Raw genomic sequence first — 15396 nt, forward strand, 5'->3', positions numbered from 1 at the left:
TGAAGTTGATAATTCATTACCTGCCATTGAGGTAAAGTGCGATTCATTCCATCCTGTAATTTTGGTTTTGAATAGGGAATTAGCATTTGATTCACAAAAACCCCTTCATTTGTCACAGAGAGGATATCGCCAGATACAGCCACCACTTTTTTCATTAAATAGCCATATCCATTACAATAAAGACCTTGGTCTATATAGCCTCTGTTCTTGGCTAATCTGAAAGTTTGCCTATCATCTGGACAAAATATCACATAAGTATTTTTTAGCGGCTCTGTCCCGGTGATGCAAAATAGGCCTACAGGAATGGATTCAGTAAGATTTATCCTAAAGCCCATAGAATGAAACAATGAGCCTGCAGCAATAGTACTTATTAGAAAAATAGCGATTATGATGGACGGTTTTTTCACAGCCTGATCACCTCATCCTCACTTAAACGAACACGTAAAATATCTGAGTGAATAGGTGCCTCTACAGATGCTCTAGCCATGAAGACTGGATCTTTAAAATAAAGCGGTTGTTTACCATAAATAGCAGGGAAGCCCGCTGCATAAACAACCATGTCGCCTGCTTCAACAATCAAGCCATTAGAATCTTTTTTAGGCCCTGGCATACGTAGGCACTCATCAACGGTTAAAAGAGGTCTCGATATTTCCTGAATAGTTTTTGATATTTGATTTAAGAACGTAGAAAAGCGTTTACCGCTGGCGGTGATGTGTTCTTTAACAATAGTTGTTTGGCCTGTCAGCTTGGAAAGATGCTCTGCTGTTTCAACTCTATTGGGTGGATAAGCATTTTGGATGTGGCAATTAGAAGTAATGGTCTCATCAGGGCCATAGCCACGTTCACGGCTTTTAAGCTGATTAATGTCCTGACAAATTAGGTAAAATTTTAAACCATAACCAGCAACAAAAGCTAATGACTCTTGTAAAATATCGAGTTTTCCAAGGCTTGGAAATTCATCAATCATGCAAAGCAGTCGATGTTTATACGTTTTTTTAGCACTCACATACGATAATCCTTTGTCATCGGATACACGCTCAAATTCCATTTTATCAGCTAATAGTCTCACTATCATATTAATCATGACTCTAACCAGAGGTTGAAGCCTAGCCTTGTCGCAAGGCTTGGTAACAATATAGAGACTCACAGGATTTTCATGGTTCATCAAATCTCGAATACAAAAATCAGAGGAAGAGACGTTATGTGCTACTACTGGATCTCGGTATAACGCCAAATAAGATTTTAAAGTAGATAATACAGAGCCTGCTTCATCAATGGGTCGGTCTATCATGTCACGCGCGGAGGCTGAAATAACAGGATGGGTTTTGCCCTCAATATGTGGGTATTGCGTCATTTCAATGAGCAGGTCGGCAATATTAATATTGGGATCAACCAGCATGCGGTCAATGTTGGGAAATGTGGCTGGTTCTCCCTGGTTGTTCAGTTTATAAATCGTATGCAGAATAAAACCAACCAAAAGAGCTTGAGAGGTTTTTTGCCAGTGCGTCTCCAATCCTTTACCATCAGGATCAACTACAAGTGTTGCCAAATTTTGCACGTCACCGACCTCTGATTCGGTACCTACTCTGATTTCATTTAGTGGGTTCCAGCGTGCACTTTCTTTTAACGTTGCCGGCTCAAATCGAATGACTTTGTTGTTAGCATGTTTCTGCCGCCATCCGGAAGTACATGCCCAAAGTTCACCTTTTAAATCGGTAATGACGCAGGATTGCTTCCAGGATAAAAGGGTAGGGATCACTAGACCAACTCCTTTCCCTGATCGTGTTGGCGCATAGGTTAAAACATGCTCAGGCCCATTGTGGCGCAAATAATGAATCTCTCCTTTGTCATCTTCGAATGCGCCAACATAAACTCCTTCATCAAGGCCTACGAGGCTTGCACTGTTTAAATCTTCCCAATTAGCCCATCTGGCTGAACCATGGAGGTAATCACTCACATTGTTCTTTTTAAAATATTTGGAAGCCAACACGATCATCATTAAAAAGAGACAGCCAATCATGACAATTAGACCAAAGGCAGCATTAAATGAATCTGGATAATAGGATTGATATTTAAAAGCCCAAATAAAAATCTGCCAAGGCATATAAACATGGGCGAATGAAGCCCCTAGTACATCAGCATAGTGAAATTGATGCGCAAAAAACTGTGTTCCAATTTGCATACTGATTAAAAAAGAACAAATCACTAACCAGATATGCGTTTTATTTGCCTTGCCATGATTTTTTTCTCTGACTTGAGGGCCTATGGCTTTATTCAGTTTGTTTTGGCTCATTGGCTCTCTCCCGATGCCCTTTGGTTCACAAACTGACTGACCTCATCTGATGTATCAATTCCTGAACTAAAGCTACCTCCAGGAGTACCCATAGACAGAATATTTTGTGCGTTGGATTCTTGCGACTCAGAAGCAGGTGAATCTACCTTGTTCTGAATTGCCTCAGCAATTTTCCCACCCGTTGTGCCAGCAATTTTTTCAGCAATTGCCTCTTTAATCGAGTTTGCTTTTTCACGAGCTACATCCATAGTACCTGATGCTAAATGAGAACCAAAAGAACCTGCAAATTTGGCCGCTGTTCCCATGGCTTCGGCTAACCCACCTGTTTTAAATCCTTTATCCATTCCTGAGAGTGCACTTGTATCGCCAGAGTTGGTTGATTGACTGGCTGCTTTAAAGGCCGCATTAAGTGCGGATAATCCACCACCACTATGGGCAAGTGCGGTGCCTGCTGCACCTGTCATGGCAGCACCAGCTATTCCTGCTGCTCCTAGTGCACCACCAAGACCAATACTACCACCGCCACCAGAGCCCCCGCCTGAAACAATAGAAGCCAAGGCTGGTGGGATTTTATTAATAAGAACTAGCAACACCACGGCCACAACCAGCATGACAAACATCTCTTTTAACATGATGTTGTTTGACATGGCCGCATAGTATTGGTCGACAAAGGACTTACCAATGCCAATAATTAAAATCATGGCAAATGCTTGTAATGCAATACCTAATACCGTTTTGTAATAGTTAATCGCAATATCTTGGGTCCAACGCCCACCGCCAAAGCCTAATAAAATGATGCCGCCATAGGTTAATATCCAGGCAGTAATTAAGATAATGAGCATGTTAATGCTGACTAACGCCAATACGATTAGAATTACACCAGCCACGATTAATCCCACTGTGGTTGCCGCAGGCGACCAAATTGAGGAGCTGTCTATGGCATGCGAGACGATATCAAATCCCACATCCACAATAGCAGAAGGGGAGACTTGCTTATTGATGCCCGATGCACGCGCTGCAAGTTGTCGCATGGAATCAATAATAGATGTTGCAATCTCAGGACCATTATCTAAAATCCAATAGAAAAAACCGACAACCACCAAAAACCGCACCGTTTCGGCTAAAAACTCCTGAATGTCGGCCCTGCGTAATGCCATAAGGCCATATGTCCAAACCATACTGATTAAGGCCAGAGACCAAAAAAGGTATCTGGCATAACTTAAAATGGTTTTGCTCCACATGGCTGATGTGTTTGAAAATCGAAACAAAATGTTATCCAACAAATCTTTGCTATCGATACCTGAGTTCGTCGCATAAGAGCACGTCGAAAAAGCAAGCAAACATAATAAGATGAAGGTAGTGGTTGTCTTTTTATTCATAGGGCTACCACTCTTTTCCTGAGCTTTTGGAATAACTGCCGCTTCTAAAGCAGGCGTCCCCTATAGCTTGTAACTCTTCTTGGGTGCGATTATCACGTGGGCTATTGCAAGTTAAAGATGCTAAATGCTTGGCTTTTGTTTCAGCATTATCGCAACCTGAAAGCACACCTGTAAGTACTATAATAAATAAACTTAAACGTCTCATGTTTTCTCCTTGTTGTTATGAGCTACCATGTTTTACCAGAACTTTTGTGAAAGGTCCCCATTCTAAAATGCTCATCACCTGCTTCTTGAATGGCCTCCTTGTTGGTAATCGCTGCATCTCTAACCGCTTGGGCATTTTGTTGTGCTAATAGCAGACCTCTAATTTGTAGCAATTGATGTGATTGATTGCTTGCAAGTTGAGAAGCAGCTTGTAAGGCTTGCTTTTGACCGGTAGCTGTTTGTGCTTGTGATTGTAAAGTGCGCAGTTTTGCTGAATCAGCTTTTAGGCTTTGTTGCTGCTTATCAATGCCTTTGAGCATGGCGTCATTAGTACGCTTTTGGGCAACGGACGTGGCAAGCTTACTTTGATTAATCTTTTTGAGCTCCTCAGCGGAGCATTGACCATTACCATTAAAGCAAGTGTTATTCTGGTAATACTCCTGGTTTTGAAATTTATCCAGATACCCTTGAAGGCTACCTGTTTCTTGTTTGTAGTAGTCCAGGGTGTCGGTGGATTCCAGCAGATTATTAATCACAGAATTGGCATCATCCCATTGATAAGAGGTTAGGGACTTGGTGTTATCTAACATGTTTTGATATTGCTGTAGTTGGTTTTTGTATTGGTCGACTTGCGTTTTATACTCACTTACTTGGTTTGCAATCATCTTCCCATTTTGTATCCAATTTGCAGCATCAAATACTGGTGCACCATTAGCAAAAGTCTGAAGGCTCCATAAAAAAACGAGTGTTGCTTTACATTTCATAACATTCCCCTTTTATTCATATGCAAACTGTTGATATGGACGTTTAAAGGTCAGATCTTTCACGACCATAATGTTGAAGCGATACCCTGGGCGAACCCGAATGGTGGGAGCGACATTTAGATTTTTCGCAACAAGCTGTGATGTTACTTCGCCTAATTGTTGTCCCAATGCTTGACTCATAACACTACCTGCTGTGGGTGGGCCATATCCAAACTGATTGGTTTGATTCGTATTCTGGCTGTAGGTAATGCCTGCCACGATGCCAGACATCAACAATGCTGAGCCATAAATTCGTGCATAGTGGTTTTGGACCTGGTCGCGAAATCCTCCATATCCGGCACTATCCGCACCAGGCATGGAGCCAATATCCAATGCTTTGCCATCAGGAAACACCAGGCGCTGCCAGGCCACGAGTACTGAGTTCTGGCCAAAGCTTACGTCGCTGGAATAGATACCAAAGAGTTTGGTTCCCTGAGGAATGAGTAGGTATTTACCCGTTGCCGTGTCATACACGTTTTGTGAAACCTGACCGATAATTTGTCCTGGGAGTTCTGATGAAATGCCGCTAATCATAACCCCAGGTATGACGGCACCTGCTCTTAATTCATAACGGCTATTGGGATTTTCAAGTCTTGAGTTTAAATGCCAGCGCATCTCATTTTCTTCGCCGCCTAAGTTTTGTGGCGTAGGATTGCCGTGCTGAGTTTGTAGGAGTGTAAGCTGCTCTTTAAAGTTCATGGATGCATCACTGTTGTTGCTGATGCTAGCATTCATCACGTCCTTACTGTTCAAGCGTGCGTTATCTACCATAACGGATGTTTTAGCTTTAACCGCCTCTTCGAATTCTTGCGTTTTTTCTTGGCGAATGCGCTCGATTTCAGCTTCAGATACTTCAGGGGTGAAGGGTTCTTCTTTAAGAGGTGGTTCAGGAAGTGATAATGGTGCTGTTGCATTGAGCGCAATCATTTCACTTTTTATTGGGATTACAGCGGTTTTATGGCTCCCCACCACATCATTGGCTAGAAGCATTGTGTTCTTTTTTAGGCTTTTCATGGGTGCTATTTCTGGTGCCTGGTTTTGTGCATTCGCTCTTTTATTGGCAACGAGCGCTATCATCAAAACAAACAGCGTCAAAATACCTATGGCAATAATCAGCGGCACGTTATTTACTCGTTTAACACCGGCAGTTTTAAGCTTTTGTGGCGAGCTTTCGGGTGATAAATAATCATTATTTTGATTCATCTGCGTTACTCCTTATGAGACCAAAGGCTTTTGCACCTGGTAACCGTTACCTTTTCTTGGGATGAGCCGCTTCCAATCACAAGAATTGCCTTATCAAAAACACCATCGACAATGTAGCGACATCCTTGCAGACGATAGTTCACCATGACGGTTTCTGATTTATGAAATACTCCACGGCTTCTTAAAACCAATAAGGCAGGAGCCTCACTATGTACCATGGATCTTGGCATCTCGATGATGGTTTTAACCCCATTGTTATAAACCCGAACCGGTTTAAATCGTGCACGACCTCTAATTTGGTAGTTAAAGTTAAGGTTTTCTAAATATTCATGGGGTTCTGGTTGGAGTTTTATGGTTCGTTTTTGCTTAAGCACCTGCCTTTTGGCTTTGGCATCATTTGGATAGGTAAACGATACATAAGGCATAAACTCCGTTCGGTCAGACTTTAATCTAAAGTGATAGGTGCGTCTGTTGGTGGTCACCACCATAGAGGTATCAAGTCCAACATCTTTAGGTTTAATAATGATATGAATTTGTTGTAGGGAGCCTTCACCTGTGATGGATGGCTCAACAATAAAGCGAGGGTCGCCCACATTCATGTCGTTAAATAGTTCCCCGGGTTGTAAGGCAATATCACAGACTTGTAAGGGTGCGCATACGATTCTAATTTGTCCTGATCCAAAAACATAACTGACTGAGCCATCAGTGGATGCATAGGGCTTGCTTGTGTGCTTTCCTTTTTGCAAACGCTCCGCAATGTCGATGGCTTGCTGTTCTTGAATAGCAAGCCTTGGTGATTCTTGCGAAAAATATCGAGTTGCTAGCGATTCATTATCCAGGGCAAACGTTGTGAATGAGATGGTAAACCCTAACAGGAGCATTATTTTTTTCATGCGTTTTCTCCATGCTTTAATTCATACGACCAGTTAAAATCACGCACATAAATTAAATGAGGGTTTTTCAAAATCGATTCACTGGAGATGTCATTAAGTTCATTGTCCTGATACATGGTAATCATTGCCTTCATCATGCGAGGCTTTTCTTTAAGCGTGCCGTCACGGTTTCTAATCGTCTCAACCCAATCGACTTGCCAGGTCTCGGAAGACTCTTGAAGTACCGAGCGAATTTCAATGCTTACGATTTCATGTGTGGCTCTTTCAAAGGGGTTGGATTGTTGTTTGTCACTATAAAACTCTTGAACTTTGGTTAAGGCTGCATCATTGGCGTTCAAATAGGAATAAACTTGAAACACCGCTTTTTTTTGTAATTCGACATCAAGACTTACCATGCGAATGTTTTCGATAAAATGTGCCGCTGCAGCTCTGTAATCATCAATACTGGCCTGAATCACATTATCAGCTCGCGTGACAGACAAGGTATTGCCATTGGCATCTTGTTGAAACACCAAAGGAATAAACTTGGATTGACTGCCAATCGTTATTAGTCCGCCAACGCAAGCTAAAGCGACCAAAAGACTACCTAATCCGACTAATTGCCATACTTGAAGGGATTTCATAAGTCCCGCCGTATGAGCATTCCAGGCGCGACGGGCGTTTAGGTAGGGGTTCGAGGTAAGATTTTTTTTCATGCCGCTTCTCCGTGTTCTTCTGTGGTAATTCCTTGTTCTGAAAGCCAGTAAGACACCCAGGCTTTGCCATATTGAGATTCAAGCTGTTTCATCTGCGTGATAGAGTCGGGATCGGTTGCACCTACAAAGGCTAAGGCATAAGGCCCTAGTGCCAATTGATACAGTCGTTGGCCTTTTTCACTCACAAAGTAATAGTCACGCTTAGGTTGGGCATTCGCTATAATGTCAATCTGACGTGGATTTAATCCCATGCGCTCATAGATGGCGCGAGTTTCTGGATCGCGTGCATAGAGATTGGGTAAGAAGATTTTGGTAGCAGTAGACTCAACAATAATGTCTAAAATGCCAGAATTAGCAGCATGCGATAAATGTTGGGTTGCCATAAACACCACGCAGTTTTTTTTCGCCATGGAATCAAGCCATTCTGCAATCTTGTTTTTAAAGACGGGGTGAGCGAGCATTAGCCAGGCTTCATCAAGTAAAATAAGCGTTGAACGGCCATCTAACGAGGTTTCAATGCGGCGAAACAAATAGAGCAACACGGGGAGTGCGAATTTTTCACCTAAACCCATTAAGTGCTCAATTTCAAAGGTCATGAAAGACGATAAACCAAGGCCATCACGCTCTGCATCCAAGAGGTGTCCCATCAAGCCATCAATCGTATATTGCTTGAGCGTCTCACGAATGGGCTCATCTTGAATGGTTATCACAAATTCAGATAAGGTTTTAGAGCCACTTTGATGCATGCTCATAATGGCATGGCCGATTTCATTTCGTTGGGCAGGTGTTGTGTTTAAACCATTTAAGGCAAGAATCGTATCAATCCACTCCATAGCCCAAGCTCTATCGGCCTTCGTCTCTAAAAACTGTAAGGGTGCAAAAGCAAGACGGCTTTCTTTATCGGCAATAGTAAAATGCTCACCACCAGTTGCCTTGCACGTTGGATACATGGACATGCCTTTATCAAAAGAATAAATTCGAGCGTCTTTATAACGTCGCCAAGATAATGCCAATAAACCAAGATGAGTAGATTTTCCAGAGCGGGTCGGGCCAAACATAATGCCATGACCTAAGTCTCGGACATGAAGATTTAAGCGAAAGGGCGCATTACCACTGGTCACGCAATGCATCAACGGCGGTGAATGAGGTGGAAACAATGGGCAAGGTGCTTTGTCTTCCCCAGTCCAAATGCTTGATGTGGGTATAAGGTCTGCCAAATTCATGGTGTTGATTAAAGGGCGTCTGATGTTTTCAACGCCATGTCCTGGCAGGCTACCCATAAAGGCATCCATGGTGTTAATGGTTTCAGTTCGAGCGGTAAAGCCTAGGGCATTGATGTTTTTTTCTATAAATAGTGCGGCGTGCTCAACGGCAGCCCTTTCTTCATCCATTAACACAACGACAGAAGTGTAGTAGCCTTGCGCGACCATGCCAGAGTTCGTTTCAGCAATGGCCGCTTGGGCATCGTTCACCATATTAAGCGCGTCTTCATCCACAATACCTGAGCGTGTATTAAAAATTTGGTCAAAAAATCCCCTGACTTTTTGTTTCCATTTTTTACGGAACTTGGTGAAGTGGGCAACTGCTTCATGGGTATCCATAAAGATAAAGCGCGAGTTCCAGCGATAGCTAACAGGAAGCTGAGTTAACAGGGTTAAAATGCCAGGATAAGACTCCATGGGAAACCCTTCAATGGCAACACATTGAATGAACTGTCGACCCAATTTAGGCGTGATACCCATTGTTAATTCCTGGCCACCAATTAATGCATCGAGATAAATCGGGTTTTTCGGCAAATTAATGGGATGATTAACCCCTGTAACACAGTATTGAATGTGCTTTAAAAAGTTATCTTGGATGATGGGCTTGTCATCAATAATGCGAGTTTCTGAACCCAGTCGCTCTAAATGAAATGCTGCACTCATACGGGATTCAAAGTTTCGGCAGGATTGTTTGAAGGCATCGATTAATTGCTGAGTTTTTGCTTTTTGGCTCAAGTGCTCACTTGAATCGTCAAACATCAATTCAACAAAACGCTTTTGTACCAAAACCGGTGGATACCAGGTTAAAGTAATCACAAAATACCCTTCATACAAAGTGCCTATGCGCTCAAAGAGCTGTCTTCGTTCGTCATCAATGGCGCGTGATACCGCATCAGGAAAGTGTGAATCCTCTTGCTTGCTGTACCCAGGTGCTTGATGTCTTATGCAATCGACATGAATCATCCATCCACTTCCCATAGAGGAGAGCGCTTGATTGATACGAAAGGAAATCATCTCACGAGCCTCATCGGTACTATTTGCAATGTCTTCCCCTTGATAAATCCAGGCTGCCATAAAAGAGCCGTTTTTACCGATGATTACTCCATCGTCAACTACGGCGGCAAAATTTAATAAATCAACCAATCCTGAAGTTTTGCCTCGATGTTTTTTGGTATGGAGTTCGCGGCTTTTCATGCGAAGGCTTGCAAACAAGAGACTCAAAAAAAGAAGTCCTGCGATGCTGATTAAAAGCGTTATGAAAGCAATCATAGGTATCCCCTTGTATTATTCCTAAATGGAGTGGAGCGTGCAGGGTAGTAAGATTGATAGCTTCTTTGTCTAAGATAGACTGCCCTCATCTGAGGGTCTGATTTTGCCATAAGCCGAAGCCCTTTGAGTGATAAAAACCAAAGGGCCGCGCCCATAGTAGCAGCTAACCAGTCTTGCGCTGCAAAGACTAAAATGGCGGATAGCAAACCTGAAAACATAACAAGCTCGCGATCCCCTCCCATAAAGAGGCTTGCGCGGTTGCCACAACTTCTTATTGGAACGGTGCGAAGACTCATCGTGATAACTCCATAGGTTTAGAGATTTCGGCCCCTTTTCCTGTAATGGCGGTCATGGTATTTTGTGCCGCGACTAAAAATGATAGGACCAATACAAAAAAGACGAGCGTTCTCATAAAACCATTCATGTCCCCACCAAAAATAAGGGTGGCACCTGCGGCGACTAGCCCTATGATTGCTGCAGAAAAAGCAAAGGGACCGGTAATGGATTTTTGTATTTTGGTAAGCCATGAGTCGAAGGGGAGGCCTCCTCCAGCACTTGAGGCGCTTGCTGGTTCTGTCATTAAGAGTAGTAATAAAATGACAACCCCCATCATCCAAAGGTGTTTTTCATTAATGCGTAACGTTTGAGTCATAGCTATTCTCCTTATATGAGTGTTTCGATGTTGTACTGTCCGTTTTCATAGCCCTTAATGGATAGGATGTTTTCAACTTTTCGACCGGTTGGGGTTCGTGCGATATGCACCACACAATGCACTGCTTCACCAATTAATGGTTCAATATCAGCAGGTGCTGCAGGATTTCGGCTTATTAATGATTTCAACCGTTGAAGGCCTGCAAGACAGTTATTGGCATGCAATGTGGCAGCACCTCCCTCATGACCTGTATTCCAGGCATCGAGTAAATCAAGGGCCTCACTGCCACGAACCTCGCCAACTAAAATGCGGTCGGGTCGCATCCTAAGGGTTGTTTTTAAAAGTTGAGTCATGCTGACATCGATGGTGGTGTGGTATTGAACGAAGTTTTGAGCACTGCATTGGATTTCACCGGTGTCTTCGATGATAAAGACACGTTCTGAAGGGGCGTGACTCACCATTTCATGGATAATGGCGTTTACCAAAGTTGTTTTGCCTGAGCCCGTGCCACCAATTACTAGGATGTTTCGATGCTTAACCACGGCGTTTTTAATCACAGTAGATTGTGCCTCAGTCATAATTTGGGCTTGCACATAATCTTCTAAACTAAAAACCGATATGGCTTTTTTACGAATAGCAAAGGTGGGTTTAGATACGATAGGTGGTAATTGCCCGGCAAAGCGTGAGCCATCGATGGGTAGCTCCCCTTCAAGAATGGGATTAAAACGTGTTACTTCTTTACCATGAAATCCGGCCACGGTTTTGATGATGGATTCAGCCCGCGTTTCAACGATGTTTCCGATGCAGTGCATGGTCTCGCCTAAGCGTTCTTGCCACAATCTGCCATCGGCATTAAGCATAATCTCAACCGTTTTAGGGTCATTTAAAGCATTCTCAATTAACGGACCTAAATCACGCCGTAGTTTTTCTTTGGCCCGATCTTTTACCGTGATGGCTGCGTCTTCTGGTTCTATCATCATGTTTCTTGTTGTCCTTTTTTAAAATAAGATGGAAAAGCCTAGGAGGATTGAATGTTGCGATGGCAAATTCTCAATGTGTCCGGTTTCAGTTAATGGATTAACCTGGTAGTTAGGGTTCTTCCCAAAGACATGTTGATAGCCAACAAAAAAAGCCCCATTGTCACTGAGGCCATAGCCAAGACCTGCTTGAAGTTCAGGGTTTAGTCGCACTAGGTCATTGACTTCATTTCTATCGACTTGTAATTGCCTGAATGCGATGCCTCCTTTAACAAATCCAAATAAGCCAGGGTTATCAAAAGGGGTGATTTTTAGTGTTGCTAGCGCATCCAGTAGGGGTTTCACAACCACGCTTACAGGTTCTCCACCCAATGTGTTCAGCACGGGTTTGGGAATGTCTAATCGCATGGTGTTGCCGTTTTGCATCCCGACTTCTAATCCCAAACTTAAAGATTCGGAAAACTCTCGTTGCAGCTCTAAACTCAAACGTCCCAATATGCTTTGACCATCACGAGCGTAGGCATCATTGTAAAAAGCAACACCTGTACTTCCTGAAATGCTAACGCGCGTGTTCGAGCAATCAAAGCAGTTACTGGCTGCTGGTTGTGAGGCTAAAAGTGCGACACTTAAAAACACATAATGACTCTTCATGACGTATCCTTTCGACTAAAAACGCGAGATGGCTCGAACGCGGCCCATCGTGTTGGATTTATTGCTGGCAGTTAATTCCCCGGTTGAAAAATTAATAAGCCATGCATTTGAGGTGCTTGCTTCTGTTGAAGTCCAATAATAATCAGGGGTAAAAGCCACAAGATTTTTTTGGCGTAAATGGGTGTGCATTAACTGAAGCTCATAGGCCGAAGGTAAATACCAGCTGCCATAGCAAATCGTTTCCTGGGTAATTGGGGTTTTGCATGGGGTGATGCCATCGGTTTGAATTTGAAATTGCGAGGCAGAAAGAGCTGCAAATTGGCCTTTTTGATTATCCATCGTTTGGCTTGCAATAATGAGGCGGGTATTTGTTTCTCCAGCACCTATCCCATCGCCTTTTGCATTGGTTATTTTATTTCCAGAAGCCCCATTGCGCCATTGAATGCCTTCTTCGGTTACATCAATTTTGCTGGTGATAAGACCATGTTGTTTGGATTCATCTACCCAAAAAATCACACCGCCGTGATAGGCTTCACCGATGTGATGTGCGTTTTGATTCGCTTTTAAAAGGGCTATTTCTTGAAAGAGGCTTTGGATATTCGTGTTGGCAATATCAATTAACGTATAGGCATACTGAATCTTTGCCCACATTTCTGTATCATTGGCCGCAAATGAAGAAACGGCGGGAACACAAAATAATAGTCCAATCATTTTTTTAATATTCATGAAGACTCCTTATGCATTAAAAGGAATGGATGGGAAGAACAAGCGCTTCGGTCGCTTTGTCCATGCTTATTGCCTTGCCACTGCTAAAGTCCAACAAATAAGCACTAGAGATACTTTCTTCGCTAGAGCTCCAAAAGCGTCCCGAAATCCCTTGGAAATATGCGTTTTGTTGTATCAGCTGTAATTCAGTTAAAGAGGGCAAATACCAATTGCCATAACAGATATGTGTTTTGTCACAAGGCGCCATGCCATCGTCCTGAACTGCAAATTGATGGGCAACTAGAGCTGCAAATTGCCCTTCTTGATCGTCAATCGTTTGTTCTGAAATAATGAGTTGCGTATTAGAAAGACCTGCAAAGACACCATTGGCTCTTGCATTCGTTGTTTTTTCACCGCTTTCACCATTTCTCCATTGAACTGCTGAATATGTGGCAGAGCCTTTGGCAGCAATAAGGCCATGCTGCCCAGACTCATCAACCCAAACTACTAAACCACCTTGATATGTTTCACCAATGTGGTGTGTTAGTTCTTTAAGTTCTGCCTCGATTTTTGTGTTTTGTTGATGCAGTTGAACTTGAACCACTTCAAGAGAATCATGAATTTGCTTGTCCACGTACTCTTTTGATGCGGGGCTTGCATGAATTAGGTTTGGTAGTGAAGCCAGTGAAAGAGTTAGTGCCATCTTTTTAAAACATAACTTTCTCATGATGCTTATCTCCCTATCGATGCCGTTCAGCAACTTTTAGTCCGAGTTTGAATGTGCGGATAAGACGGTCAACGATGTTTTCTTTACTGGCTATTTGTTCATCGAACCATGAGTCATTTTGTTGAGCGCTATTGATTCGTCTTTGAATTTCTTCTCGGTGAATAGATAATGATTTAGGGGCATCAAATCCCAATCGAACCTGGCCTCCTTTCACTCCTACTACAGTGCAGTAAATATCATCACCAATCACAATCGATTGCCCAAGTTTTCTTGTTAAAACCAACATAATGTTTCTCCTTCTGTTATTAAATTAAAAAGGCTTTGCATTGCTTGATATGCGCTTCGACCACTTTCGGGCTTGCAGGTTGATGATCTGTATCTGCAACATAAAATGAGGTTTTTCTTTTGATATCTCGACAAAAACTAATCATTTGAGGAAGGCTAGGCGGCATTTTTTGAAAATCCCTGCACGCCAAAATAGCTTGATTTAAAGTGTCATCATCAAAAGGGCTTAGACCCACCAACCACTCTTTCTTGCAAAACTCTAGGAAGCCTTCGTTCTTGAACTGGCTACGCCACAAATTTCCATAAAAAACAGCAAATCGACTAAACAGGTTATCGATGCGTTTTTTGCTATTGTCGGTAACGTTGGAAGTTGATGACGTTGTCTTGCTGGTATTCATCTTCATCTGTACTTGTTGATTCTCCTGCTTCTGGGATCCAGAAGGGATCGTGGTTTGCATCAGTATTTGTGCGGCACTTTTCATTTCTTTTCTCCTGCTTTAACTCGAGTTTGATTTCATCTTCCCAGCATTGTTGCGACAACCAGTTGGCTGGAAATTTCCAAGCAGGTGCCCATTCGCCATGTGCTTGCTTTGCTTGGTAAATCTTGATTTGTTGTTGAAGGGCTTTCAGCATGGTTTGCAACTGAAGCGTATCGGGATTGATTTGCTTGAAGATTTCAAAAGCACGCTCACGTGATTTTTTCTCGGGGTACATTTCCCAGAAAAGATCAAAGTTGCGTAATAAATAAATATAATTATTATCTTTTATATAAGGTGTGTCGGCTTGTGGGGTTTCATCTGTGTCGGCTTTTGTCCCTGCACGCTCGTTAAATCTTGTAGTTAGAAGGGGTTTTGTGTTCGGTTGTGTGTCGGCTTGCTGTGTTGGGTTTGTGTCGGGTTTATTTTGGACACAATAACGGATATCCGCTAAAAGGCATTTTAAAATCAGATTCATATCACAAGACTGAATGGCGATAAGTCCAGATCGCTCAAGTCCTTTAATGGCTCTACGAATTTGCTGGCGGCTAGGACAGCCTGATTCTTGAATACCAGGATGAGGTTCAATATAAAGTGACTCAGCAAGTGATTGATAGCTTATGCGGCGCTTAATCCCAACCATGAAGGTATTGCGATCCATGTATGGACGAATCCCACTTAAGTAAGTAATTTGCTGGAGATATGAAAGCCCACAGAGTGCATCCAATTCCTTGTTATTCACTGTAAAGTACATAAATAATCCGTTATTCCTTAACTAAAACTCTTAGCGCCTACAGAAACTTGTGTTACCATTTTGAGAACTTAAGGCTTAAAATGGCTCTTATTGAGTTATATTACTCGTTTCGAGTAATTAATAGATCCAAAATAACACATAAAGAGCAATTGTCAAGAGATAAAAGGA

General features: G+C 42.6%; 18 protein-coding genes. All 18 read right to left on the bottom strand.

Translation table 11 applies throughout. The features are described from left to right. The coding region (gene traF, locus Lwal_RS05620) for a conjugative transfer signal peptidase TraF (RefSeq protein WP_238584281.1) at positions 1 to 407 on the bottom strand (407 nt) is incomplete at its 3' end. Then, positions 404 to 2293 (bottom strand): type IV secretory system conjugative DNA transfer family protein, encoded by a 1890-nt coding sequence (locus Lwal_RS05625; protein ID WP_028378561.1) that lies wholly within the window; start codon positions 2291 to 2293, stop codon positions 404 to 406. The genes traF and Lwal_RS05625, both read right to left, overlap by 4 nt. Further along, positions 2290 to 3672 carry a P-type conjugative transfer protein TrbL gene (gene trbL / locus Lwal_RS05630; RefSeq protein WP_028378560.1) on the bottom strand — a complete coding sequence of 461 codons (1383 nt, stop codon included), beginning with the start codon at positions 3670 to 3672 and terminating at the stop codon, positions 2290 to 2292. Before trbL ends, Lwal_RS05625 begins: the two co-directional genes overlap by 4 nt. Positions 3673 to 3676: 4 nt before the next feature. Continuing rightward, positions 3677 to 3877 (bottom strand): hypothetical protein, encoded by a 201-nt coding sequence (locus tag Lwal_RS05635; protein ID WP_028378559.1) that lies wholly within the window; start codon positions 3875 to 3877, stop codon positions 3677 to 3679. Between the two features lie 22 nt (positions 3878 to 3899). Beyond that, the gene (gene trbJ, locus Lwal_RS05640) at positions 3900 to 4640 is read right to left on the bottom strand and encodes a P-type conjugative transfer protein TrbJ (protein WP_028378558.1); all 741 of its coding nucleotides are present in this window, start codon (positions 4638 to 4640) and stop codon (positions 3900 to 3902) included. A 12-nt stretch (positions 4641 to 4652) separates the two neighbouring features. Continuing rightward, complete coding sequence (locus Lwal_RS05645) at positions 4653 to 5882, bottom strand: TrbI/VirB10 family protein (protein ID WP_028378557.1); 1230 nt, start codon at positions 5880 to 5882, stop codon at positions 4653 to 4655. 5 nt (positions 5883 to 5887) lie between these two features. Beyond that, the gene (gene trbG, locus Lwal_RS05650) at positions 5888 to 6775 is read right to left on the bottom strand and encodes a P-type conjugative transfer protein TrbG (protein WP_028378556.1); all 888 of its coding nucleotides are present in this window, start codon (positions 6773 to 6775) and stop codon (positions 5888 to 5890) included. Next, a complete protein-coding gene (locus tag Lwal_RS05655) occupies positions 6772 to 7470 on the bottom strand; it encodes a conjugal transfer protein TrbF (protein WP_028378555.1) in 699 nt (232 codons plus the stop codon). Before Lwal_RS05655 ends, trbG begins: the two co-directional genes overlap by 4 nt. Then, entirely contained in the window at positions 7467 to 10001 is a 2535-nt protein-coding gene (locus Lwal_RS05660; protein WP_028378554.1) for a VirB4 family type IV secretion/conjugal transfer ATPase, read from the bottom strand. Before Lwal_RS05660 ends, Lwal_RS05655 begins: the two co-directional genes overlap by 4 nt. Further along, positions 9998 to 10297, bottom strand: a complete 300-nt coding sequence (locus Lwal_RS05665; protein ID WP_028378553.1) for a conjugal transfer protein TrbD — start codon at positions 10295 to 10297, stop codon at positions 9998 to 10000. Before Lwal_RS05665 ends, Lwal_RS05660 begins: the two co-directional genes overlap by 4 nt. Further along, a complete protein-coding gene (locus Lwal_RS05670) occupies positions 10294 to 10653 on the bottom strand; it encodes a TrbC/VirB2 family protein (RefSeq protein ID WP_019234687.1) in 360 nt (119 codons plus the stop codon). Before Lwal_RS05670 ends, Lwal_RS05665 begins: the two co-directional genes overlap by 4 nt. 11 nt (positions 10654 to 10664) lie before the next feature. Beyond that, the gene (gene trbB, locus Lwal_RS05675; RefSeq protein ID WP_019234688.1) at positions 10665 to 11633 is read right to left on the bottom strand and encodes a P-type conjugative transfer ATPase TrbB; all 969 of its coding nucleotides are present in this window, start codon (positions 11631 to 11633) and stop codon (positions 10665 to 10667) included. 18 nt (positions 11634 to 11651) lie between these two features. Then, positions 11652 to 12281 carry a hypothetical protein gene (locus Lwal_RS05680; RefSeq protein WP_028378551.1) on the bottom strand — a complete coding sequence of 210 codons (630 nt, stop codon included), beginning with the start codon at positions 12279 to 12281 and terminating at the stop codon, positions 11652 to 11654. 15 nt (positions 12282 to 12296) lie between these two features. Then, positions 12297 to 13007, bottom strand: coding sequence for an Lcl C-terminal domain-containing protein (locus Lwal_RS05685; protein ID WP_028378550.1), 711 nt, complete (start codon positions 13005 to 13007; stop codon positions 12297 to 12299). A 16-nt stretch (positions 13008 to 13023) separates the two neighbouring features. Then, a complete protein-coding gene (locus tag Lwal_RS05690; protein WP_032831999.1) occupies positions 13024 to 13713 on the bottom strand; it encodes a hypothetical protein in 690 nt (229 codons plus the stop codon). Between the two features lie 13 nt (positions 13714 to 13726). After that, a complete protein-coding gene (gene csrA / locus Lwal_RS05695; RefSeq protein WP_028378548.1) occupies positions 13727 to 13999 on the bottom strand; it encodes a carbon storage regulator CsrA in 273 nt (90 codons plus the stop codon). Between the two features lie 19 nt (positions 14000 to 14018). Further along, positions 14019 to 14327 carry a hypothetical protein gene (locus Lwal_RS05700; RefSeq protein WP_028378547.1) on the bottom strand — a complete coding sequence of 103 codons (309 nt, stop codon included), beginning with the start codon at positions 14325 to 14327 and terminating at the stop codon, positions 14019 to 14021. Between the two features lie 19 nt (positions 14328 to 14346). Beyond that, positions 14347 to 15228 carry a hypothetical protein gene (locus Lwal_RS05705; protein WP_028378546.1) on the bottom strand — a complete coding sequence of 294 codons (882 nt, stop codon included), beginning with the start codon at positions 15226 to 15228 and terminating at the stop codon, positions 14347 to 14349. Between the last annotated feature and the right edge of the window lie 168 nt (positions 15229 to 15396).

This window comes from Legionella waltersii, assembly GCF_001468085.1.
Classification (GTDB): domain Bacteria; phylum Pseudomonadota; class Gammaproteobacteria; order Legionellales; family Legionellaceae; genus Legionella; species Legionella waltersii.